Consider the following 24,597-nt stretch of genomic DNA (forward strand, 5'->3'; position numbering starts at 1 on the left):
CTTGGCGGGCGGCTCTGTGTCAACTGCCGCGCACGAATAGGGAGCGTCCTGGCGCATGGTCAAAGTCACCAATCCGAAGCTGACGCTCTCCTGCATCCTGATCACTATCCTTCTCGACATGATCGGGCTCGGCATCATCGTGCCGGTGCTGCCCGAACTGCTGGAGGAACTGACGGGCGGCAGCGTCGCGGAAGCCGCGATCATCGGTGGCTATCTGGTCTTTGCCTACGCCTTCATGCAGTTCGTGTTCTCGCCGGTGCTGGGCAACCTCTCCGACCGCTTCGGCCGACGCCCCATCCTCCTGGCATCACTGCTCGGGCTCACTTTCGACTATCTGATGATGAGCTTTGCCACCGTCGTCTGGTACCTGTTCGTCGGGCGCATCATCTCGGGCATCGCCGGTGCGGCGGTGGCGACGGCCACGGCCTACATGGCCGACATCACCCCCGCCCATAAGCGCACCCACCGCTTCGGGCTGATCGGCGCCGCCTTCGGGCTCGGCTTCATCATCGGTCCGGTGATCGGGGGCGAACTGGGCGAGCTGGGGCCGCGCGTACCCTTCTACGCCGCCGCGGGCCTCGCCTTCGCCAATTTCCTCTTCGGCGTCTTCGTGCTGCCAGAAAGCCTGCCGCGCGGGCAGAGGCGCAAATTCGACATTCGGCGCGCCAATCCCTTCGGCGCCATCCTTGCCCTCAGGCAATATCCGGTGGTCATCTGGCTTCTGGGCGTGCTCTTCATGTTCTCACTGGCCGCCCAGGCCTATCCCTCGGTGTTCAACTATTTTGCCATCGAGGTCTTCGGCTTCTCCTCATCGCAGATCGGGCGCGCGCTGGGCGCCTTCGGCATCGGTTTTGCCATCTGTCAGGCGCTCCTGGTGGGTCCGGCGGTCAAGAAGGTGGGCGAGAGCCCCGTGGTCATCGCCGGCATGCTCGCGGCCGCGGCCGCATTTACCGGCATGGCCTTCACCACGAGCCAGACCTGGCTCTATGTCTACCTCCTGATGGGGGCCTTCGCCGGCCTCGCCGCCCCCGCCATCAACGGCGTCCTCTCCCGCGAGGTGCCAGACAACGCGCAGGGCGAACTTCAGGGCGCGGTCAACGCCGCCAATTCGCTCGCCACCATCATCGGGCCGCTGGCGGCGACGCAGATCTTCAGCCTCTTCACCCATCACGATACACAACTGCCCTATTTCCCCGGCGCACCGTTCATTGCGGCGGGGGCGATGCTCGTGGGTGCGGTCGCGGTGTTCGGCTTCGTGGCCCTGCGCTACGACTTCGCCCACAAGCCGCCCGTTGCGAAAAAGCCCGTGGTTCCCGAGATGGCACCGCCCGGCCAGATCCACATTCCCACAGAGATCGATGACGACGACGATCGGGACGACGGAAACGCCAGCGACACCCCTCGGTCACCCGGCCCCCGGGGCTGAGCTCATCCCCTGCTGAGCAGGCTGCCCCGACCGCATGGGCCGGTGTCGCATTTCTGCGCAGTCCTTCATAACATTGTGCTATACGATCATCCTTAACTTCGATTTGACTTATGCCCCTGCTCAGCCGACGCTGCTGATGACGACGGGGGCAGTTGAAGGGACCGCCTCCTGACAAGGAGCAGCCCATGAAGTTCAACAATGCCGAATTCGTCGCCGGCGGCGTCTTTGTCCTCATCGGAGCCGGCGCCGCGATCATGGCCCTGGGCTACGGGATCGGCGCGCCCAACCGGCCGGGCGCAGGTGCGTTTCCCGTCATCGTCGGCCTGTTGCTTGCCTGTGCCGGCATCGCGCAGATGGTCAAGGGCTATCGCCTCGCCGACGCCGGATCGGCCGTGCTTGCCTTCGATCTCAGGGCGATGGCCGCCATCGTCGCGGCCCTGATCTTCGGTGGCATCACGCTCACGAGCCTCGGCGTCCTTGTCGCGGTGCCCGGGTCGGTGGTGATCGCCTGTCTCGCGGCAGGCCGGCTCCAGCTCGTTCCCACCCTGGCGCTCGCCGCCTTCCTCACCGCCTTCGCCTGGCTCGTCTTCATCGTCGGCCTCGGCCTCAGGCTGCCGCTTCTGCCGGGAGTGTGGTGATGGATCTCTTTGCCAACCTCGCCAACGGTTTTTCCATCGCGCTGACCCTGCAGAACGTCTTCCTCTGCTTCATCGGCGCCTTGCTGGGCACCGCGATTGGTGTGCTCCCCGGCCTTGGTCCGCTCGCGACCATCGCGATGCTGCTGCCCCTCACCTATGCGCTCGAACCCGTCTCGGCGCTGATCATGCTCGCCGGCATCTATTACGGCGCCCAGTATGGCGGCTCGACCACCGCAATTCTCGTCAACCTGCCCGGCGAATCCGGCTCCGTCGTCACCTGCATCGATGGCCATCAGATGGCGCGCAAGGGCCGCGCCGGCTCCGCCCTCGCCATCGCCGCCGTCGGCTCGTTCTTTGCCGGCACGGTGGGCACGCTGCTCATCGCCGCGCTCTCGCCCTATCTGGCAAAAGTGGCGCTGTCCTTTGGTCCCGCCGAATATTTCTCGCTGATGGTGCTGGGCCTCATCGCCGCCGTAATCCTCGCCTCGGGCGGCGTACTCAAGGCGGTGTCGATGATCCTCGTTGGGCTGCTGCTCGGCTCGGTCGGCATCGATGTCAGCAGTGGCGTGCACCGCTTCACCTTCGGCTCGTTCGAGCTGGTCGATGGGCTCGATTTCGCTGCCCTCGCCATGGGCCTCTTCGCCTTTTGCGACATCATGGCCAATGCCCGCGGCAGCCATGCAAGACAATTGGCGACCGGCAAGATCGCAAGCCTCTGGCCCAGCCGCGATGAGTTCCGCAAGGCCTGGCCGGCGGTTCTGCGCGGCACCGGCTTGGGGTCGGTGCTGGGGCTTCTGCCCGGCGGGGGCGCCACGCTCTCCTCCTTTGCCTCCTACATGATCGAAAAGAAGATCGCGCGCGATCCGTCCGAGTTCGGCAAGGGCGCACCCGCCGGCGTCGCAGCCCCCGAGGCGGCCAACAATGCCGGCGCGCAATCCTCGTTCATTCCCATGCTGACGCTCGGCATCCCGAGCAATGGCGTCATGGCCATGATGATCGGGGCGATGATGATCCACAATATCGTGCCCGGCCCGCAGATCATGACGCGTAATCCCGACCTCTTCTGGGGCCTCGTGGCCTCGATGTGGATCGGCAACGCCATGCTGGTCATCATCAACCTGCCGCTGATCGGGCTCTGGGTGCGCTTCCTGCAGATCCCCTATTTCTACCTCTTCCCCGCGATCCTGATCTTCTCGATGGTCGGCCTCTTTTCCATCGAGAACAGCGTCACCGCCATCTATATGGGCGCCGCCTTCGGCCTGCTGGGCTATGTGCTCAATCGCCTGCGCTGCGAGCCGGCGCCGTTGCTGCTCGGCTTCATCCTCGGCCCGATGATGGAAGAATATCTGCGTCGCGCCCTGCTGCTGTCGCGCGGCGACCCTTCGGTCTTTGTCACCCGCCCGCTCTCGGCCGTGCTTCTGGCCGGGGCGCTGGTGCTGCTCGTGACCGTGATTTTCCCCTCCGTTCGCAAGAAGCGCGAGGAAGTGTTCGCCGAAAACTAGCGGCGGCCGCATCGGCGCACCACGCGCCACAGACGATCCAAGGAGACTTCTATGCCTGATATCATGGGCGAATATGTCGACAGGCTGGTGACTGTCGAAATGCGAAACCGTGGGATGAACTACGGGATCGTCAAGCAGATCTACGACGCCGCCCGTGCCGAAGGTGGCGGCCGGCCGATCAGCGCCCGCGCCGCAGAAGCGCTGGTCGCAACCGTGAAGCCCGGCGACGTGGTGTTCATCGTCACCGGCGCCGGCTATGCCCCCGAAGTGCCCAATGGCGAGAGCGATGGCCCTCCGGGCGCCGCGGCGCTCGCCCGCGCCATCTACTGGGGCCTCAAGGCCGTTCCGGTCTATGTCACCGAAGAGTGCCACGCCCCGCCGGTCATCGCCTCGTCCAAGGCTGCCGCCGTCATGGTGCGCGAGTTCGAACTCGCCAAGACGCGTCGCATGGGGGGCGCCATCATCACCGCTCCCGAAGACCGCAGCATCACCGCCGACTGGGCCCGCGAGGCCGTCGCCACCTACAACCCCAAGGCGGTGATCTCGATCGAACGCCTCGGGCCCAACGACCAGGGCATCGTGCATGGCTCCACGGGCGTCGCCAAGAACTGCGTCGATCTCGGCCACATCTTCGTCGCCGCCAAGGAAAAGGGCATCCTGACCGTCGGCATCGGGGACAATGGCAACGAGATCGGCTTCGGCCGCATCTACGACTTCATGCGCGATTTCCACCCCTATGGCCGGGAAACCCAGTATCCGGGCGGCACCGGGGTAATCAGCGTCATTGCCACCGACGTCTTCCTGCCCGCCTCGATTTCGAACTGGGGCGCCTATGGCATTGCAGCGATGATCGCCTTCCTCATCAAGGATCAGGACGTTCTCCAGACCCCGGAGATGGAGCGCAAGATCCTCGAAGCCTGCCTCGATGCCGGCGGCTGGGAGATGCGCTACTGCACCTCCCGTTTCATCGTCGATGGCACGGCGGGCGAAAGCTCGATGTCCATCATCCAGCTGCTGCGCGACATGCTGCGGCTCAATCTCGCCGCACCCGATCGCGGCCTTTCCCACGGTAAAATGAAGGAGACTGCACAATGATCAGACTGATCGCCACGGCCTTCGCGCTGGGCGCCGCCGCTCTCTCTGGACCGGCAGCAGCACAGGACTATCCTAACCGCGCCATCTCGATCATCGTCCCTTACGCTCCCGGCGGCCAAGGCGACATCACCGGCCGGCTGATCGCCGAACACCTGGCCCCGCGCCTCGGCCAGCCGGTGACGGTCGAGAACAAGCCGGGCGCCAATGGCGTCATCGGCATCGATGCCATCGCCAAGGCCGCTCCCGATGGCTACACCATCGGCGTCGTGGTGGCCTCGCACGCCCTGGCGCGGGCGCTCGTGCCGAACCTTCCCTATGATCCGGTCACCGATTTCGTGCCCATCACCACCACGGCCCGCACCCAGATGGTGATGGTCGTGCCCCCCAGCGTCGAGGCCGATACGGTGGAGGAGTTCATCGCTCTGGCCAAGGAGAAGTCCGGCGAGCTCGCCTATAAGTCCGCTGGTCCGGGCAGCAACTCGCATCTGTTCGGCGCCTGGTTCGCCGATGCCGCCGGGGTCGACATGATCCATGTACCCTATTCGGGCAGCGGCGCCTCGATGCCCGATTTCCTCTCCGGCATCGTGCAGCTCGGCTTCGATACGCTGCCGGCCGTGCAGCAATATATCGACAGCGGCCAGCTCAAGCTGCTCGCGGCCGGAGGGCCCGAGCGCTCGCCGCAATATCCCGATGTTCCGACCGTCGCAGAAGCGGGCGTCCCCGGCTTTGCCGCCAACTCATGGGGCATGGTTCTCGCGCCCAAGGGCATCCCGGCCGAGATCGTCGACAAGCTCAACGCCGAGATCAATGCCGTGCTCGAGATGCCCGAGGTGCAGGAGCGCTTCGCGACCATGGGCGCCACGGTCGTCGCCAATACCCCGGCCGAGGCCCTCGCCATGCTCGAGACCGAGGAAGCGCTCTATACCGACCTGATCCGCAAACTCGACATCACTCTGGGCAACTGAGTCCTTACGTCGCGGGCGGCGCAAGCCGCCCGCAAATCGGCCGCAAGGGAGTTGCGCTCGGCGCGCCTTTGCGGCTCATGCTTGTTCCATGAGCCGTCACCTGCGTCCACTGAACCCGCGCCAGCTCGAAGCCTTCCGCGCCGTCATGCTCACCGGCAGCATGACGGGGGCCGGTCGCCTTCTGTCGATCTCCCAGCCCGCCGTCACGCGGCTCATCCGCGATCTCGAGGCCGATCTGCGGCTGACGCTCTTCCTGCGCGATGGCGCGCAGATTTCGCCCACCGCCGAAGCACGCGAGCTTTATCGCGAGGTAGCCCGGCATTTCGTGTCGACCGAACGCATCCGCGAGGCAGCCATGGCGATCCGGCAATACAATGCCGGCCGCATCCGCGTCGCCTCGATCCTTGCGCTCAGCAGCTCCTGCATGCCCAATGCCGTCGACGCCTTCGCCCGCACCTATCCGGAAATGGTGGTCTCGGTGCATAGCGGCGCCTCGGTCGATATCATCGACCTCGTGGTCAATGGCAGCGTCGATGTCGGTTTCGTCGCCATGCCGCCGGGCCGCAACGATCTTGCCGCCGAGCCCCTGCCCGCTTCCGAAGTGGTCTGCCTCATGCCGCGCAATCATCCGCTGGCACGTCGCGAGGTCATCACCCCTGCCGATCTCGACGGGCAGGATTTCGTTGCCTTGGGCTCATCGAGCCTCATGCGCCTCGAACTCAACGCGCTCCTGCAACTCTCCAACGCCCAGCCGCGCATCCGGGTCGAGAGCCTCTTTTCCTCGACCGTCGCGGCCTATGTCGATCGCGGGCTGGGCATGGCCGTGGTCGATCCGCTGGCTGCCAGCGTCGCCGATCCGGCGCGAACCGTGGCGCGCAGCTTCCGCCCTGCCATTCGCTACGAATTGTCCGTGGTCTATCCGCCCCACACCAACCGGCCACCGCCCTTGCAGGACTTCGTGAATTTCTTTTCCGAAGCCTATGCGCGCGAGCTTGAGGCGACCCGCGCGCTGGTGGCGCGCGCCTGACCGGCCAGTGTGTCCGACTTTCCACAGGCATGTTTCGCGATCAAGGAACCGAACGTGCCGCGGTGTCTTGATAGGGCAGCGTCATCGTCCACCGGAGACATGACTGATGCCAGCCGAACCCGCTCCCGCCGTACTTGTTGTCGAAGACGAGCCCCTCGTCGCGATGGACATGGAGGGCATGCTTTTTTCTCTCGGCTGCGCCACCGTCTCGGTCGCCTATACGCTGGAGGAGGGGCTCAAGCTCGCCGATGAGCAGGCGCTCGACTTCGCCATTCTCGACTTCAACCTCAGCCGGCAAACAGACTCGATCCCCATCGGCCAGCGCCTGATCGAGCGCGGCGTGCCCTTCGTCATCGTCACCGGCAATGCGCGGCAGGCGGCAGCCGCCTTCCCCGCAGCGTCAGTGATCTCCAAGCCTTTGAGCGAAAAGATGCTGGGCGAGTTGCTCGACCAGGCAACTGCCGCGTGACCGGCTGCCCGCGCCCGCAGTCACGCGCGCGCGGCCACCGACGACAGCTTGGCATTGACTTCGAACACCACGCCATCGGGCCGATAGTCGATGCGCGCAAGGCCGTCCACAGATGCGGCGAGGGCCTTTTCGATCATGCGGGTTCCAAACCCGGTCCGCTCGGGCGGCGATACCGCAGGCCCGCCGATCTCGCTCCAGGTCAGCGTGAAGCTCTCGTCATCAAGCGTCCAGGCAATGCGCACCCGGCCGCGATCGCCCGAGAGCGCGCCGTATTTGACCGCATTGGTCGCCAGCTCGTGCAGCGCCATGGTGAGCGCGCTGCTCGCCCGGTCGGAAATCTCGATGTCGGGCCCGAGAAAATGGATCCGGTTCTGCCCGTTGAACGGCAGCACCGCGCGCTCCACCGTCTCCCGCAGACCGGCACTGTCGAGCCCCCGCCCGATCAGCACGTCATGGGCGCTGCTCAGGGCCTCGATGCGCTGCGAGACGGCGTCGCGCACCTCCGATGCCGGCTGGCTGGTGCGCAGCGACTGGCTGACGATCGACTTGACCGTCGCCAGGATGTTCTTGATGCGGTGGCCGAGCTCACGGTTCATGAGCTCGCGTTCGGCCTCGGCTTCGCGCCTGTCGGTGATGTCGATGGAAACGCCGCTCATCTGCAACGGGCGACGTTCGGCATCGAAGCGCGTTTCGGCGCGCACCTCCACCCATCGCACCGCGCCATCGGGCATAACGACGCGATATTCCACATGCAGTTCGCCATCGGTTTCGAGCGCTTTGGCGACCGTCTGCCGCCAGCGATCGAAATCCTCGGGATGGATCGCCTCCTGCAGATCGTCATAGCCGAAGCTGTCGGTGGCGGAGCGCCCGAAATTGGCCTTGCAGATCGCCGACGCCACCAGTCGCCCGGTCTGCAGATCGAGCGTCCAGGTGCCGAGCTTGCCGGCCCTGAGGGTGAAGCGCAGCCGCTCCTCGCTGGCCGTGAGATCGGAGATGCGCTGTTGCAGGCCCTGCTCGAGCGCGTCGCGATCCTGCCCGACGCCGATCGTGCGCTCGCGCGTCACATCGAGCTGCGAGGCGAAATAATAGGTCAGTTCACCGTCATCGAAGACCGGCGATACCAGGAGGCGGTTCCAGAAGATCGAGCCGTCCTTGCGGTAATTGAGGAGATCGATCTCGATAGGCACGCGCTCTTCGATGGCGGCGCGCACCCGGCCTATATCGTCGGCATTGGTGCCCGGCCCCTGGAGGAAGCGGCAGTTGCGCCCCAGCGTTTCCTCGCGCGAATAGCCCGTCAGCCGCCCGAAAGCGTCGTTGACGAAGACGATCGGATTGTTCGGCTGCCGTGGATCGGTGATGATCATCGGCATCCGGGTTGCCCGCATGGCGGCCGCGAAGGGGTCGGAACCTTGCCGGGCGCTGTGGATTTCCCGGTCGATGCGTTGCTCTTCGGAGGTATCGCTCATGAGCAGCCTTATATGGAGTTATATCTTTGGCCGGAGTGTTCTTTGACGTGCAGCCCGTCGATTTCACCCGGCCCAGGCTCATTTTCAGCTGCCGCTAGAAGACAGGAAAGCGGCGCGGGCAAGGCGGTCTATGCCGCCACGAGCGAAAAACTCGTGGCCCGGGCAAAGGTTTCAACTTCCGGCCGGCCAAAGAGATAGCCCTGGAAGAGCGCAACCCCGGCATCGCCAAGGGCGGAAGCCTCCTCTTGCGTCTCGACCCCCTCGGCCAGCACGGTGATGTCGAGCGCCGCCGCGATGCCGATGATGCCGCGCACGATCGCCTGTCGTGCCGCCGAGCCATCGATGCCGCGAACCAGCTCCATATCGATCTTGATGAGATCGGGCTGAAACCGCGCCAGCAGTCCGAGCCCGGCATAGCCCGCCCCGAAATCGTCGAGCGCGGTGGTAAACCCCATCGCCCTGTAGCTCTCGATGATGCGCCCGACATGGTCGCTGTCGGTGATCTTCTCGTTCTCGGTGAATTCGAACATCAGCCGACGGGGATCAAAGCCGGTGCGCTTGGCCGCCGCGAGCGACGCACGAATGCAGGCCGCCGGCTCATAGACCGCGTTGGGCATGAAATTGATCGAAAGCTTCGCGCTCGAGCCACGCATCATGTGCCGGCCGGCCAGCTCGATGGCCTTGACCCGGCAGGCCTGGTCGAAGCGGTAGCGGTTCTCCTCCGTCACTGCGGCGAGGATTGCGCCGGCCCCCTCCCCGTTCACGCCGCGCACCAGCGCCTCATAGCCCCAGATGGTCGCCGAGCGGGCCATCACGATCGGCTGGAACGCCATGGTGAACGCAATGGGAAAGTCGTCGCCGCCGCTGCAGCCGGCGCAGGAAGGGGAAGGAGGCACTGGATCATCCGTAATCGCGAAGGGAATGCCGGTCCCGCCAAAACGCGATGAGGAGCCGACCCAAGAATCGCGACACGGTCGCAGGACCGGGCAGCAGCGCGCTATTCAGTTTGATGTAGTGTCAGACGGTTACGACATGGCTTCGGCGGACCGCCCGGAAATCCGGGCCGTCCGCGCCTGCCATCATGTCGCGGGCCTCTGGCCCTACCAGGTCGCCCGGAGACTGGTCTGGGCCTGGTAGCCGACGATTTCGCCGGTATCGATGCCATAGGCACCCTTGAGGTCCGTCGAAACCTTGAAGTTCCGCGCCACGCTCGCTTCGAAGCCGGCGCCGACCTCGACCTTCATCCCGCCCATGCCGCTGGTGAAGTCGAAGCCATCAGTGCTCGTGGTCTTGACCTCCGCGAAGTCGTGGCTAACCGCGACGCCCGCATAGGGCGCGAAGCCGTAGAAGCTGCCGGACGCCCTGACGCCGCCGCGCACCTGCATGGATTCCTTGTTCTGGAAGACGACGCCATCCACCCAGTCCGTATCCAGATTGCCCAGATCGCTCAGGTGGTAGACGAACTGCCCCCATGGGGTGATGGTCGCGTGGTCGTTGCCGAACCCGAGCCCCGCCTCGACAGCGGCCGTCACCGTTCCGCCGCTGAGCTTCATCTCGCTGGCATCGGTGGGGGTAAAGGCCCATTCGCTCCACCCATACTGGCCGAGCGCTTCGAGGTAGACGCCCCCGCTCGCCCAGCTGGCATGCACGCCACCGGCATAAAGCGTGCCCGTCAGCTGGTTGATACCGGTTTCGGTCGTCACGTCGCTGAAGGTATTGGCATAGGAGCCGAGGAGGCCGGCCCGCAGATCGCCAAGTTGCACGAGGTCGCCGCCGATCTGCGTGAAGCCGGTGGTCTGGCTGCTCGACACTGTATCGATGATCTGGGCGTGGGTGGCGCCGGCGCGCATCCAGCTGGTCTGGCGATCTTCCCCGCGACCCGGCCCGCGCCGATCGACATAGGTGCCGAGCGTATCGCTCGTGGCCAGATGCGTCGATCCCACCAGCGTTGTTAGCGCATAGGTCTCGTCCTGGATGATCGAGGTCAGCCCATAGACGATCATCTCGCCCGCCCCGAAGAAATCGACCTCGGTCTCGGGACCCACCGTGCCCACCACCGAGGCTCCGGCATCTGCATCGCGCAGGCGCCGGTCGAGAAGCAGTTCCCGGCCGTTCTGCACGAAGCGCTGGGCAAGGTAGATGTCGCTCGAGGGCGCCTCGCTGCCACCGATGCGCAGCAATTCGATCGCCGCGAGATTGCCCAGCGGCGTCGACTGATCGGATTCGTGGCGCTCGAGCACGATGCCGAGCGTGCCCGGCCCGACGCCGCCCAGCCCGGTAAAGGCATTGCGCACGTTGATCTGCGCATAGTCATTGCCATCGCCGGGCAGCGGGTTGGCCTCGCCAAACCGCACCGACATCAGATAGGCGCTGTCATTGCTGGCAAAATTGGTGGTGTTGTAGGCACCCGGGGATTCCCCGGGGGCCACCAGCCCATTGCTGTTGAGCGTAAAGGTATCGAGCACGTTGAGATTGCCCGTCACCGAATTGAGCTGCGCCCCGGCCTCCGCGGTCAGGTTGTTGAGCACGCTGTCGATCTCGAAATGCGCCGAGGCGCCGCCTTCGACATAGAAGTCGGCAGCCACCACCCGGCCTCGCCAGTCGACGCCCTCGGCAATGCGGACATCGGTGCCGCCCATGCCGGGCGCGCGGATGGCATCTTCGTCGAGAATATCCCCGACCACCGACGCACCATTGTCGATGACGAAGTTGACATTGCCCAGTTCCGACCCGGCTCCCGTGCGGGAGACGATCAGCAGCGCGCCGTCATTCTGCAGCACCGTTCCGGCCCCGAGGGTGATTTCGGCCGGTCCGTTGGCCACATCGTAAGCGCCGTTGAACAGCACCGCGACGGCCGGATGCGCTGCATCCGAGACGATCGTGGTGTCCGTCGCGCCGATCGTGCCGCCATTGATGACCGAGAGCGGCGACCGGCCCTGGCCGGAGGCATCGATGGTCCCGCCCGAGAGGGTGAGCGTGCCGCCATTGGCGGCAAAGAGATTGGCCGCGACCGTCTGGGTTTCGGCAAACTCGAGATCGAGCGCGCCTCCCGAGACGCCGAATGCTCCCGTGCCGGTGACCAGCCCGGAGAACGTGCCACCGGTGGCATTGCTGACGGCCAGAGTGTTGCTGCCCAGAACGATTTCGCCGTCCCCGAAAAGATCGAAGACCGAGGTGCCGAGCGGTGTGAGCCCCCCGATGGTGTTGGGCGTGGTGATGCCAGAAATGTCGAGCGTGCCCGCGACCTCGACGGTCGAGCCGGTGATGCTCCCCCCGAGTGCGAGGAAGAGCGTCGCATCGTCCTCGATCGTCGTCTTGCCATCGAAATCCGGGCTGGCGCCCGTCAGCGTCAGCGTGCCGCCTTCGAGCGTGAGCCCGCTTGTCGCACTGCCGAGGATCGTGCCGGCAAAATCCGAATCCCCGGTGCCCGTGAGCGTCAGCGTGCGATCGCCCAGCTCGATCTGGCCGCTCGCGGCGCCTCCGAGCCGGATGATGTCCGCGCCCGGGGCGTTGGTACCTTCGATATTGAGAAGGCCATCAACCTCGACCAGTTCGGAGGCAGCGATGCTGCCAGCGCCGGTAAGGAAGAGTTCGCCCCGCGTCGTGGGGCTCGCATCCTCTATCACCGTGAAGCCCGTATAGGTATTGACGCCGGTCAGCGTCTGCCGGCCATCGACGATGCTGAGGCCGCCGGCGCCGGAAATGACGCCCGCAAAGCTCGATCCGACCGGATTGCCGATCGTCGGCGGCGCGACATCGAAGGCATTGGCATCGGTGATCGTCAGGCGCTCATCGCCCAAAACAACGCTCGAGGTCGAGAGCGCGCCCTCGAGCCCCTTGATCTCGGCACCGTCATTGGTCTCGGCGATATCGAGCGTGCCATCCACGACCACGCGCACGGAGTCGGCGATGCTGCCATCCGGCGAGCCGGGATCGGACGGATCGGAGGCAACGAGCTTGAGCTCGGCATCGGCCAGAACGTAGGTTTCCCCGGTATAGGTGTTCACCCCCGAAAGGCTCTGCACCCCGGACTGGATGGCCAGATCGCCATCGCCCCAGATGACGCCCGAAAACAGCGAAGCGGCATTGTCGATCACCAGGAGCTTGGTGCCCAGCGCCACTTCGCCGCTGCCGCTGAGATCATTGATCAGCGTGCCTTCGGGTCCGGCCGTACCAACCGACAGTGGTGAGGTCACGCCGGCAATGTCGAGCCGCCCGTTGACCTCCACCCCGCTCGACTCCGAAATGCTGCCCGCGCCCGAAAGCGCCAGCGTGCTGCCGTCATCGATCACGGTGGTGCCGGTATAGGTATTGATGCCGGTCAGCGTCAACGTGCTGTCGGGGTCGGCGGCATCCCCCGCGGTTCCGCCGGTGAGCACGATGTTGCCGTCGCCCGTGATCACCCCCGCGAACTCGGATTGACCATACTGGTCGATGGTCAGGGTCGGCGCATCGGTGCCATCGCCCAGCAGGACCGTGCCCTCGCCACGGAACTGCTGCACGGTCAGGGTGTGTTCGGTGTCCGTGCCGTCGGCCAGCACCCAGAGGAACGCCCCCGGACCGTCATTGAAGAAGTCGCCGTAGAAATTGGGCTCGGGATAGGTTGCGGGGTCGTCCGCATAGGGGAAGCCCGGGCTGAGATCGATATCGGCCATCATCAGCACCGACCCCGCATTGCGGATGCCGAGCGCCTTGAGATCCGCGCCCACGGTCAGCGCGCCCTCATTGTCGATGAGGCCCAGTTCCAGCCCGTCCGTCAGAACCTGGAAATTGCCTCCTTCCGAGATGTCGACATCGGTGCCGGTGGCGAGCGTGCCGCCGTTCGCCACGGCCAGGGTGCCCGAGCGCAGATCGATGCCGCCGGTGAAGGTGTTCTGGCCGGTGAGGATCAGCGTGCCGTCCCAGAAATCGGTGCCGGCCTCGCCCACGATGAGACCACCCGTCCCGGAGATCGCACCCGCCATACGGGCGAAGTGCGTGGCGAGCGGATTACTGGCCACGAGGATCTGCCGGTCGAGCGCCCCCAGATCGATGCGGTTGAGCCAATGCACCGCCGAATCGGCATGTTCGGAGCCGAACACCAGCGCCGCCGTGTCGATGGGGCCGAGCGGCCCCGTAGGATCGCCGTCGGGCGGCCCGATGAAGAAACCGGGCGTCACGCCCCAGAAGAGCTTCTGCGGGGTTGGCAGATTGCCGATATTGACGACGAGGTCACCGCCCTTGGCGGCAAAGCCGCCGCTGCCGGTCCATTGCACCTGCGTGCCGGCAGTGCCGAGCTGGCGGCCGAACACCCCGGTCGTCATGATGACGCCGGCCTGCGCGTTATCGAAGAGGCTGGCTCCGCCCGTGCCGTCCGTACGGCCCGTGCCGTTGAAATTGAGGTTGCTGTAATTGCTCAGCCCCCAGCCATCCTTGGCCTGGAGCACGCCGCCTTCCATGCGGGTCTGGCCGGTATAGGTGTTGCGGCCGTTGAAGATCACGAGGCCCTTGCCGATGGTCAGGCTGGCGCCGGACCCGCGGCCGTTGATCGCTTCGTCGAAGCTTTCGCGGCTGTCATCGCCGATCGAGCCGTTGAACGTCACGACATTGTCGACCACCGTGGTGCCGACAAGGCGCGTGCCCGGACGGATCGCGACGGTGGAATTCTTCATCATGAACAGGTCGGTGCCGGCGGCATTGCCGGCCTGGCCCATCAGCCCACCATCGCCACCCTCGGCGCGGTTGAAGTTGAAGGTGGAATTGCCGGTGATCGTCAGGCTGCCGCCCTGGCGCACGAATATGGCGCCGCCAAAGCCTGCGCCGCCTTCCCCGAACTCGCCATAGCCATTGGCGCCATCGCCGCCGCCGAAGCCGCCCTTGCCGCCCCGTTCCCCTAGGCCATCGGCCGCATAGAGGCCGCTGCCCATCGTGCCGGCGCCGCCGCCCATGCCGCCACCGCCGCCGAAGCCGCCATTGCCGCCCCAGCCCCCATTGCCACCATTGCCGGCCTGCCCGATCGGCAGCGCCGCATCGCCGCCATCGCCGCCCAAGCCCCCGACGCCGCCGCCGAAGAAGTCCGAGCCATTACCGCCCCAGCCGCCCGCGCCGCCATCGCCGCCGGCTCCGTTATAGCCATCCGAAAGCAGGGCATGCCATTCCGCCAGTTCGCCCACGGCGAGCCCGACATCGACATAGGCCTTGGCAGCCTGCAGCGCCACGCTCACCGATTCGGCGACGTCGGGCGGCACGCTGGCCAGGGCCGATGCCGCCTCGGCGGTGAGGAACGCCGCATCGATGACGATATCGGCGAGGCCCTTGACCAGCGAGGGGTTCCAGGTGAGCCCCGAACTGCCGTCCCCGCCCTGCCCGCCCGTGCCACCGACCCCGACGGTGCCGGCCCCGGCACTGCCGGCATCCTTGCCGTCGTCGCCCTCGCCATCGCTCCACACCACGCTGGGGGGCACGCCATTGATACCGTCATATCCCGGGTCGCCGGTGACGGTCTGGGCGATGCCGTTCATCGAGCCGCCCTGCGAAAGCGCGTCCCCGAAAGTCAGGTTGGCGAGCGCGGTGGCATCGACGATGTCGCTCGAAAGCGTGATCGTCAGTCCATCGGCACTGATGGAATCGACCGTGGTGCCCGGCTCAATGCCCGCCCCGGTGATCACCATGCCCTCCACGACGCCTTCGAGAAGGCTGGCGTCGATCATCGTGATGGTGTTGGTGCCGGTGCCCGCCACGCCCGAAAACGACAGCGAGGTGGGCTTGTCGGTCAGGTTCTGGCTCAGCGTGATGGTGCCATCGGCCGGATCGATGGCCGTGATCGTCGTGCCGGGAGCCACCCCGGTCCCGGACACCGTCATGCCCACCACGAGCTTGCCCGACCCCGCATAGACGATGTTGGAACCGGCCGCCGCCTGTTCGAGCGAGGCGGTGAAGCCCATCAGCGGATCGGAACTGCCGGTGATGTCGCCGGCAACCACGATGCCGCCATTGGCATCGATGTCGATGATTTCGGCGCTGCCTCCCGGAATGCGGTCGTCGGTCAGCACCATGCCGGGCTTGAAGAACGCATTCGGCTGCGCGAGGGCGATCGTGCTGTTGGTCCCGTCATAGGTGACGCTCTTGATATAGGTCACATCGAAATTGACGAGGTTGACGAACTCGAAGTCCGGCCGATCCGCCGGATCGCTGGCGGAAATGTCGCTGAGCACGCCCGCCGGCACGATGCCTTCGACCGTCACCGAGGTCTCGGTGTAGCTCTTGACCCGATATGTGGTGGTCGGATCGCCATTGATGACGAGCGTGCTGCCCGGCTTGATGTTCTGCCCGAAGCTGTTGAAATTGAGCACCGTCTCGTTGGTGCCGGCGGTGCCGCTATTGGCCTCGCCCGGATCGAAGACGAGCCCGGTCGAGACGGGCGCGCTGCTGGCAAGGGTGATGGTGCGTCCATTGGGGCTGACGGTCAGGATTTCGACCGGCGTGGTCGAACCCGGCAACAGCACGCGCATGCCCGGCTTCAGCGAAGTGTTGGCTCCCTCGGGCGGCAGCGTCAGCGTGGTCACCGTGTAGCTGCCATCGGCGCCACCGAGCTGCGGCGAGATCTGGAAGGCCGAGAGCGGCACATAGGGGACTTCGATATCGGCGACCCCGATATCGACCTGCGAGGTGACGCGCAACGAGGGATCGCTCCCGCCCGCTCCGCCCACCACCGTGTTGCCGTGGAAGTCGACATTGTTGAGCGTCAGCGTCGCGCCCCGGTCGACATAGAACACGCCACCAAAGCCGGCACCGCCGCCGCTGCCCGCGCCGCCCTGCGTCAGGAAATTGGTGAAGATCGCGTCGGAGACCGAATAGCTGCCGGTGGTGCCCTGGATGACGGTGCCCACCGAGGTCATCGTGGCGATGGCGCCGGTTTCGCCATCCACCGCGCCATGGCCCGCCGAAGCCAGAATGCCGTCGCCGGCGTCGGAGAGCACCGGCGCCAGCGCCGTCGCGGTCGCATCGTTGAGGAGGATGACGCCGCCCCCGCCCAGCCCGTTGACGACCGTGCGTGTGTCCTGCGCCTTGGCCACACCCGGCTGCAACAGGGGGAAGGCGAGACAGAGCGCTAGCAGCGACACGCCGGCCTGCGCCGTGCGGGAAAGCCTCGACAGCACTTCTGGCGACCGGCTCGGCCCTTGGGCCGTATAGGTCGTCTGCACCATGGATCTGGCTGCCATGCTGATACCCTCCCCAAGGGTTGGCTGCGTCCGCGCGCACGCAACCTGAGCGGAGTTCACCTCATAACCTTTCGTTAAGCAATCAAACGCTCTTGCGCCCGAAAACCACCGGGCCACCGAAAGATTCGAGTGGCCACAACAGCTTAAACCCTAAAGAAAGATGAATTTTCGGGTCATCTTCGTGGCATCGTCGCAACACTGTCCGACAAAACAGACGCGCGTCCGTCGGCTCAGACCGCCGAACCCACCTTTTGGAGATGCACAGGCCCCCACGACCGGTCCGCCGACGCGCGCGATTCTCGGGCGTTTGCTGTAGCTCCGCTGCTCTTGGTACGCGGACCAGCCAGCGGGCCGTCGTCACGCCCTTACCAGAACCGGCTTACCGTGCCCTTGAGCAGGAAGGGATTGGGAATGTCGACGCGGCGCAGGTCGGCGCGATGGTCCTCGTCCACATGCAGCGCGATGCGCCAGAAATTGAGGATGCCGGAGCGCGAGGAGTTGCGCGTAGTCCATTCGAGCGTGGCGCCGGTCGTCGTGTTGGTGATCGTCCAGGGCATGCCGGGCACAGCGACCGGCACGCCGAATTCGGGATAGGCCCAGGCGATGCGGGGGATGATGTCCTGGGCCGACAGCGTCCGGTTCGGATCGAGGATGGCGAGCGCCCGCAGCAGGCTGGCGATGCCGTCGGACCCCACGCTGCGAAAGCGCGGAAAGGCCGGGTTGCCGCCCGCAACATCGCCATAGCCCTGCACAACGGCCTCGCTGCCTCCGATGATGGCGCGCAGTGGCACGAGCGTGCCGATGGCCAGCGTTTCGGCAATGTCCTGCGGAACCGGCTCGAGCGCCACGATGCCGGCATCGACAGTATGGGCCGCCGCCACGGCGCGCCAGAATCGTTCCTCGGCCGCAGCGCGGTCCTCCGCTCTTGGCTCGACCATCAGGGCCAGCAGCGCGGCGATAAAAATCGCCAGCCGCCCCAAGGCGCGGCGCAGCATCGGCGTCCCACTGGCAGATGAGAAGCCGGACAGGACCCTGAGAGGGCCGCCCGGCGAGGGGACGCAAAACCATGCAAGAAGGATCATCGCTTTGCAATCGGCCCTTGTCGACCCGTTGCCAAGATGCTCTCCAGTGGAGGTGAGTAAGGTGCCACGGTCCTTTGCCTTGATGCCCAATCTGGTTGACCCGGCCATCGGCCCGTCGCCCGCCATTTCCGACGAGACGCTCATCGCCCGCGCCCGCGCCGGCGAGCGGCATGCCTTCGGCCAGCTGGTCGAGCGGCACTACGATTTCATATTCCGCACCGCCTGCAAATGGGCCGGCGCGCGATCTGACGCAGAAGATATCGCGCAGGAGGTGTGCATCAAGCTCGCCACCGCCATCGCCAGCTTCGACGGGCGCTCGGCCTTCACCTCCTGGCTCTATCGCGTCACCGTCAATGCGGTGCGCGACATGCAGCGGGCGCGCGGTCGACGCGGCCGCAATGTCGACCGCTTCGCCGAAGTCAGCCCCGACAGCGCCCTGCCCGACCAAGAAGAGGCCACTGCCGCCGGCGAGGTCTGGACCGCCGTCGACCGCCTGCCCGAAAAGCAGCGCATGGCCGTCATTCTCGTTTATGCCGAGGACATGAGCCATGCCGAGGCTGCCGAAATCATGGGCTGCAAGGAGAGCACCGTCTCCTGGCACCTGCACGAGGCCCGCAAGAGCCTGAGGGGGCTTCTATGACCGACAGGATCGACGAGAAGCTGGCGCTGCTCAAGCGCCGCGACATTCCGGCTCCCGATGCCGCCACGCGCCGCGAGGCGATCAATGCTGCCATGACGGCGTTCGACATCTCCCAGGCTGACAAGGTCCGCAAGGCGGCCCAAGGGGGCGGCCTCATCGGGCGTCTCAGGTCCATACTCCCCGATTTTGCGAGGAACTGGACCATGGATACCCGTACCGCCTTCGGGCTGAGCACGGCTGCCGTCGCGCTTGTCATGCTGCCTTTGGGCTGGCAGCTCTATTCCACCACGGCGCTCCAGCCCGGTCGCCCGCTGCCCGCCGCGATCGAGATCGCAGCCCGGCCCGAGGCGGCGCAGGCGCCGGTGGAAATGGCCTCGCGCCAGGCCGATGCGGTTGTTTCGCAGTCGATGCAGGAGCGGGCCGAAGAGATCATCGTGAAGGCCGAGCCCGCCCCCTCGCCGCCTCCAGCCGCAAGTGCCCCTACCGCTATTGCCCCGGCGCCACAGCGCACCGGCGGGGTGCGGCTTTCGGCCGGCGAGACGATGACCAAGCGCAGCGCCGATGGCATGTCGGCAGCCATGCCGCAGGCAGCCGCACCCGCCTCGCCCGCCTCGCAGGTCGGTGTCTATGGCGAACAGAACCGCTTCCGGCCGATCACGCCCTTCGAGCCGATGACGGGCGACAGCTTTGCCCCGTTTACCGAATCCGGGCTGGTGCGCACCAACCAGCAGCCGGTTTCGACCTTTTCGGTCGATGTCGACACCTCGTCCTATTCCTATATGCGCCGGGCGTTGACCGAAGGCTGGCTGCCCGCCCCCGAGGCGATCCGGCTCGAGGAGCTGATCAACTACTTCCCGTACGACTATCCGGCGCCGGTCTCGGCGGAGGAGCCGTTCTCGACCAGCATCTCGGTCTATCCCTCCCCCTGGAACAGCCGCACGCAGATCCTGCACGTGGGGATCAAGGGCTATGCCCCCCTGGCCGGGGAGCGCCAGCCTGCCAACCTCACCTTCCTCATCGATACCTCGGGCTCGATGGACGCGCCGGATCGGCTGCCGCTGCTCAAGCGGGCCTTCGCGCTGCTGCTCGACCAGCTGGGCGAAGGCGACACGATTGCGATCGTCGCCTATGCCGGCTCGGCGGGGGTAGTGCTTGAGCCCACGTCGGCCGACGACAAGGCGACGATCCTTGCCGCGCTCGACAGGCTCTCGGCCGGCGGCTCCACGGCCGGCTCGGCAGGCATCGAGCTCGCCTACCGGCTGGCCGAGCGCAACGCGGATGGGCCGGGCATTGATCGAGTGATCCTTGCCACCGATGGCGATTTCAATGTCGGCATCGATGATCCAGAGGCGCTCAAATCCTTCATCCGCACCAAGCGGGCGAGCGGAGTGAGCCTCTCGGTCCTGGGCTTCGGACAGGGCAATCTCGACGACACGACGATGCAGGCGCTGGCCCAGAACGGCAATGGCAACGCCGCCTATATCGACAGCCTGCGCGAGGCGCAGAAAGTGCTGGTCGAACAGGTCGGCGGCACGCTCCAGACCATCGCTTCGGATGTGAAGGTGCAGGTGGAGTTCAACCCGGCCCAAATCGCCGAATACCGCCTCATCGGCTACGAGACCCGGGCGCTTGAGCGCGAGGATTTCAACGACGACCGCGTCGATGCCGGCGATATCGGGGCCGGGCACACGGTGACGGCGCTTTACGAGATCACCCCCGTGGGCTCGGGCGCAGAACGCTTCGATGCCCTGCGCTATGGCGAGCGGCCCGCCGCGCCGGTGGCGGCAACCGAACCCAGCGACGAGCTCGCCTTCGTCAAGCTGCGCTACAAGCAGCCGGGCGAGGCCGAGAGTCGGCTGATCGAGATCCCCGTGGGCCCCTCTTCGGTGCTCGACAGCCTCGATGCGGCCAGCCCCGACATGCGCTTTGCCGCGGCTGTAGCGGCCTTCGGACAGACCCTGCGCGGCTCGGATTTCGGCACCATGGACTATGCGGCCATCGAAGCCCTGGCGCGAGGTGCGCGCGGAGCGGATGAAGGCGGCTATCGCGCCGAATTCATCGCCCTCGTCGGTCTGGCCCGGACACTGGGCCGGCCCTGACAGCCGACCACCGATAGTGCGAAACAAAAAGAGGGGCCCTTGCGGGTCCCTCTTCACGTCCGGCCTGAGGTCAATCGCCGTCAGACGAGCGGCTTGAGATTGGCCTCGATCGCCGCCCGGTTGGGCTCGAGGAAGGGCGGCAGCGACAGGCTTTCACCCAGGGTCTCCAGCGGCTCGTCGGCGGTGAAGCCCGGCACGTCGGTGGCGATCTCGAACAGCACGCCGTTGGGCTCGCGGAAATAGAGCGAGGTGAAATAGTAGCGCTCGACCTCGCCCGAGGAGCGGATGCCGAACTGCCCGACATGGCGCACCCACTGGCGCAGGCTGTCCTGGTCAGGCGTGCGGAAGGCCACGTGATGCACCCCGCCGGCGCCGGGCCGGGTCGTCGCCATGCCCGGATCGACGCTGACATGGAGCTCGGCCCCCGGTCCGCCCTCGCCCATCTCGAACACATGCACCTCGCCATAGCGCTCATGGGCGGGGTAGGTGCGCACCTTGCGCATGTTCATCACCTGGGTCAGCACCGCCTCGGTGCGATCGAGCCGCGGCACCGACATGGTGATGGGCCCGAGCCCGACGATCTGTCGCTCGGCCGGAACTGGGCTCTTGTCCCACGCCACGGCCTTCTGGCCCTCGGCCACCACCATGCGGAAGCGCTGGCCCTCGAAATCCTCGAAATCGAGCGAAAGATGCCCGGCCCGCTCCTTGATGGCGCTGGTGCCGACCCCGGAGGTCTGCAGGTGATCCTTCCACCACTTCAGATCGTCCTCGCTGCCGACGCGCAGGCCGGTGCGGATGACCGAATTGCTGCCGCGCTGCTCCCGACCGACGTCGAAATCAAAGAAGGTGAGGTCCGCGCCCGGCGAAGCGACGCCATCGCCGTAAAACAGATGATAGGCGGTGGTCTGGTCCTGGTTCACGGTCTTCTTGATCAGCCGCATGCCCAGGGTCTTGGTGTAAAAGGCCAGGTTGCGCACCGGCTCGGCGGTGACCGCGGTAAGGTGGTGGATGCCTGAAAGCTCGAGTGCCATCGAAAAGTCCTCCGTGTTCGTGTGACGCTTAGCTAAGGGCTTTTGCGGCCGGGTGCGAGTGGCCGTCCCACAACAGACCGTTGCCCTCCAACGAACGATGTCTAATCACATCGGTTCGCGCCGGCGAACAATCACACTTGCGGGCAGCCTGTCTTTTTGGGGTGCACAGCACCGGTCGATCGCGCTAGGAAAGAACAAAAAGGGAACTTTGATGGCCACTCTCACGCTCGATCGCAAGCTCGCCATCCTCTCGGATGCCGCCAAATACGACGCGTCCTGCGCCTCGAGCGGCACAAAGAAACGGTCGAGCGCCGGCACGGGCGGCATCGGCTCCACCGAGGGCAGCGGCATCTGCCATGCCTATGCACCGGACGGGCGCTGCATCTCCCTGCTCAAGATCCTCCTCACCAATTTCTGCGTATATGACTGCGTCTATTGCGTCAACCGCTCCTCCTCCAACGTCCCCCGGGCGCGCTTTTCCGTCGAGGAGGTGGTGAAGCTGACGCTCGACTTCTACAAACGCAATTACATCGAGGGCCTGTTTCTCTCCTCCGGCATCATCCGCTCCCCCGACTACACCATGGAGGAGATGGTGCGCGTGGCAAAAAGCTTGCGCACCGAGCACAAATTCTTCGGCTATATTCATCTCAAGGTCATTCCCAACGCCGATCCCGACCTGCTTGCCGAAGCCGGGCGCTGGGCCGACCGGCTTTCGACCAATATCGAAATGCCCACCGATGTCGGGCTCGAGCATTTCGCGCCCGAAAAGCGGCCGGCCGAAATCCGCACCGCCATGGCGCGCATCCGCGGCCGGCTCGACGAGGCCAGGCCCGAGGGCAAGTCGCGCAGCAAGCCCAAGGCCTTCGCCCCCGCCGGACAATCGACCCAGATGATCGTGGGCGCCGATGCGGCCGACGACGCGGCGATCCTCAACCGGGCGGCGGGGCTCTATTCGGGCTATTCGTTAAAGCGCGTCTATTATTCCGCCTTCTCGCCGATCCCCGATGCCAGTTCGCGTCTGCCTCTCAAGCCGCCCCCGCTGATGCGCGAGCATAGGCTCTATCAGGCCGACTGGCTGCTGCGGTTCTACGGCTTTTCGGTCCCCGAAATCGTGGCGGGGGGCGAAGGCGGGCAGCTCGACCTCGCGATCGACCCCAAGCTCGCCTGGGCCCTCAAGAACCGGGGTGATTTTCCGGTCGACGTCAATCGCGCCAGCCGCGAGACGCTACTGCGCGTGCCCGGCCTGGGCAAGACGGGGGTCGATCGCATTCTCTCGACGCGCCGGCACCATCGCCTCCGGCTCGACGATATCGCGCGGCTGGCCGGCAGCATCGAGACGATGCGGGCCTTCATCGTGTGTGCCGACTGGACGCCGGGCGGCGTGATCGATTCGCCCCATCTGCGCGCAAGGCTCACCCCCAGGCCCCAGCAGATGGAGCTCTTCGGATGATCGCGATCCGGCTTGACGGTTACGCCGATTTTGCCGAATGGCGCGGCCATGCCCGCGCCCTTCTCGCCCATGGCATAGAGCCTTCGGATGTCGCATGGATCGGCCCCGACGCCTTCGAGCAATTGCTGGCGGGCGATGCGCCTCCGCCCGCACCGGCAGAGGCCGTCACCCGCGTTTCGCCCGATTTCCTCGAAAAGGCCGAAGCGGCGCTCTGCCACCGCGACCCGGAGCGTTTCGCGCTTTGCTACCGCATCCTCTGGCGGCTCAAGGGCGACCGCAACCTGCTCGAAGTTGCGAGCGACCCCGATATCGTGCGACTGCGCCAGATGGCCTCGGCGGTGCGGCGCGACGCACACAAGATGACCGCCTTCGTGCGCTTCCGCAAAGTCGAGATTGCGGACGAAGCGGAGCGCGAGCGCTTCGCCGCCTGGTTCGAACCCGATCACTATGTCCTCGAACGCACCGCCCCCTTCTTCATGCGGCGCTTCGACGGCATGGATTGGGCCATCGTCACCCCCTATGCCAGCGCCGTCTGGAACGGGCAGGCCCTCGCCTTCGGCCCGGGCGGCCGCAAGGGCGACGTCCCGTCCGAAGATGCGGTGGAGGCCGCCTGGACCACCTATTTCGCCTCCATCTTCAATCCCGCGCGCCTCAAGGTCGCGATGATGAAATCCGAGATGCCGGTAAAATACTGGCGCAACCTGCCCGAGGCGCGGCTCATTGATCCCCTGATCCGCGGCGCAAGGGAGGCAGAGATGGCGATGATCGAACGAGCCGCGAGCCAGCCTCCGGCCCGGCACCTGCGCCAGGCCGGGCGCGAGGCTGACAGTCCGGCCAATGCCACCGACGATTTCGCCACACTGTCTGAAGCTCACGATGCCCTGGCCTCTTGCCGCCGCTGCCCGCTTTACGAGCAGGCGACGCAGCCCGTATTCGGCGAAGGGCCGGCAGATGCAGAGATTGTCTTCGTGGGCGAGCAGCCCGGTGATCAGGAGGATCTTGCCGGCAGGCCCTTCGTCGGCCCCGCCGGGCAGGTGTTCGATGGGGCGCTCGCCGAAGCGGGGATCGATCGGTCGCGCGTCTATGTCACCAATGCGGTCAAGCATTTCAAATTCGTGCCGCGCGGCAAGAGGCGCCTGCACCAGAAGCCCGATGGCAGCGAGATCGCCGCCTGCAATGTCTGGCTCTCGCACGAATTGCGGCTCGTGCGCCCCAGGATCATCGTCGCCCTGGGCGCAACCGCTGCGCAAAGCCTTATGGGGCGGAGCGCGACGATCTCGAAGCTGCGCGGCGCGCCCATTGCCCGCGAGGATGGCAGCGTGCTCTTTGTCACCAACCACCCCTCCTACCTGCTGCGCATTCCCGATCGCGCCCTTGCGGCCAGCGAGCGTGAAAAGTTCATTGCCGACCTGGCGCTCGTGGCACAGGCGATTGCCGGACCTGCGGCTGCGGCAGACGCTTGACAGCGGCATGGTCCCCGCCTAATTACGGCGCGCACCGGGGCCG

16 protein-coding genes are annotated in these 24,597 nt (G+C 65.9%); 11 read left to right on the forward strand and 5 right to left on the reverse strand.

The genetic code is table 11. The features are described 5' to 3' along the window. Window positions 1-55: 55 nt before the first annotated feature. The 7 genes from BT183_RS08025 to BT183_RS08055 all read left to right on the forward strand — a co-directional run bounded on the left by BT183_RS08025 (window position 56) and on the right by BT183_RS08055 (window position 7,122). The gene (locus tag BT183_RS08025; protein ID WP_072340712.1) at window positions 56-1,426 is read left to right on the forward strand and encodes a TCR/Tet family MFS transporter; all 1,371 of its coding nucleotides are present in this window, start codon (window positions 56-58) and stop codon (window positions 1,424-1,426) included. A gap of 185 nt (window positions 1,427-1,611) precedes the next feature. Further along, window positions 1,612-2,064 carry a tripartite tricarboxylate transporter TctB family protein gene (locus tag BT183_RS08030; protein WP_072340715.1) on the forward strand — a complete coding sequence of 151 codons (453 nt, stop codon included), beginning with the start codon at window positions 1,612-1,614 and terminating at the stop codon, window positions 2,062-2,064. Then, entirely contained in the window at window positions 2,064-3,566 is a 1,503-nt protein-coding gene (locus tag BT183_RS08035) for a tripartite tricarboxylate transporter permease (protein WP_072340717.1), read from the forward strand. Before BT183_RS08030 ends, BT183_RS08035 begins: the two co-directional genes overlap by 1 nt. 51 nt (window positions 3,567-3,617) lie before the next feature. Beyond that, window positions 3,618-4,661, forward strand: a complete 1,044-nt coding sequence (locus tag BT183_RS08040; protein WP_072340720.1) for a glutamate cyclase domain-containing protein — start codon at window positions 3,618-3,620, stop codon at window positions 4,659-4,661. Next, on the forward strand, window positions 4,658-5,626 hold the full coding sequence (locus BT183_RS08045; protein WP_072340722.1) for a Bug family tripartite tricarboxylate transporter substrate binding protein: 969 nt from the start codon (window positions 4,658-4,660) through the stop codon (window positions 5,624-5,626). The genes BT183_RS08040 and BT183_RS08045 overlap by 4 nt, the downstream gene beginning before the upstream one ends. A gap of 88 nt (window positions 5,627-5,714) precedes the next feature. Then, on the forward strand, window positions 5,715-6,653 hold the full coding sequence (locus BT183_RS08050) for a LysR family transcriptional regulator (RefSeq protein WP_072340724.1): 939 nt from the start codon (window positions 5,715-5,717) through the stop codon (window positions 6,651-6,653). A 106-nt stretch (window positions 6,654-6,759) separates the two neighbouring features. Next, the gene (locus BT183_RS08055) at window positions 6,760-7,122 is read left to right on the forward strand and encodes a response regulator (RefSeq protein WP_072340727.1); all 363 of its coding nucleotides are present in this window, start codon (window positions 6,760-6,762) and stop codon (window positions 7,120-7,122) included. Between the two features lie 20 nt (window positions 7,123-7,142). Here the strand turns inward: BT183_RS08055 and BT183_RS08060 are convergent, their stop codons facing one another. The 4 genes from BT183_RS08060 to BT183_RS08075 form a co-directional block, all read right to left on the reverse strand. Beyond that, window positions 7,143-8,588 carry a PAS domain S-box protein gene (locus BT183_RS08060; RefSeq protein ID WP_072340728.1) on the reverse strand — a complete coding sequence of 482 codons (1,446 nt, stop codon included), beginning with the start codon at window positions 8,586-8,588 and terminating at the stop codon, window positions 7,143-7,145. Window positions 8,589-8,716: 128 nt separating this feature from the next. Beyond that, window positions 8,717-9,421, reverse strand: coding sequence for an EAL domain-containing protein (locus BT183_RS08065; RefSeq protein ID WP_084603333.1), 705 nt, complete (start codon window positions 9,419-9,421; stop codon window positions 8,717-8,719). A 267-nt stretch (window positions 9,422-9,688) separates the two neighbouring features. Further along, a complete protein-coding gene (locus tag BT183_RS20745; RefSeq protein ID WP_177282430.1) occupies window positions 9,689-16,789 on the reverse strand; it encodes an autotransporter-associated beta strand repeat-containing protein in 7,101 nt (2,366 codons plus the stop codon). 365 nt (window positions 16,790-17,154) lie between these two features. Continuing rightward, window positions 17,155-17,784 (reverse strand): hypothetical protein, encoded by a 630-nt coding sequence (locus BT183_RS08075; protein ID WP_072340737.1) that lies wholly within the window; start codon window positions 17,782-17,784, stop codon window positions 17,155-17,157. 169 nt (window positions 17,785-17,953) lie between these two features. Between BT183_RS08075 and BT183_RS08080 the strand changes: the two genes are divergently transcribed. Further along, window positions 17,954-18,511 (forward strand): RNA polymerase sigma factor, encoded by a 558-nt coding sequence (locus BT183_RS08080; RefSeq protein ID WP_072340740.1) that lies wholly within the window; start codon window positions 17,954-17,956, stop codon window positions 18,509-18,511. Beyond that, window positions 18,508-20,610, forward strand: coding sequence for a vWA domain-containing protein (locus BT183_RS08085; RefSeq protein WP_072340743.1), 2,103 nt, complete (start codon window positions 18,508-18,510; stop codon window positions 20,608-20,610). Before BT183_RS08080 ends, BT183_RS08085 begins: the two co-directional genes overlap by 4 nt. Window positions 20,611-20,690: 80 nt before the next feature. On the opposite strand, the gene BT183_RS08090 is transcribed toward BT183_RS08085, so the two are convergent. Continuing rightward, window positions 20,691-21,641: a ring-cleaving dioxygenase gene (locus BT183_RS08090; RefSeq protein ID WP_072340746.1), complete on the reverse strand. Its 951-nt coding sequence runs from the start codon at window positions 21,639-21,641 to the stop codon at window positions 20,691-20,693. A gap of 211 nt (window positions 21,642-21,852) precedes the next feature. Here BT183_RS08090 and BT183_RS08095 point away from each other — a divergent pair, with 211 nt between their 5' ends. Both BT183_RS08095 and BT183_RS08100 read left to right on the forward strand, forming a co-directional pair. Next, window positions 21,853-23,091: a putative DNA modification/repair radical SAM protein gene (locus BT183_RS08095; protein ID WP_072340749.1), complete on the forward strand. Its 1,239-nt coding sequence runs from the start codon at window positions 21,853-21,855 to the stop codon at window positions 23,089-23,091. Then, window positions 23,088-24,554, forward strand: coding sequence for a UdgX family uracil-DNA binding protein (locus BT183_RS08100; RefSeq protein ID WP_072340751.1), 1,467 nt, complete (start codon window positions 23,088-23,090; stop codon window positions 24,552-24,554). The genes BT183_RS08095 and BT183_RS08100 overlap by 4 nt, the downstream gene beginning before the upstream one ends. Window positions 24,555-24,597: the final 43 nt, after the last annotated feature.

The organism is Devosia enhydra (assembly GCF_900119845.1).
Taxonomy (GTDB): domain Bacteria; phylum Pseudomonadota; class Alphaproteobacteria; order Rhizobiales; family Devosiaceae; genus FPKU01.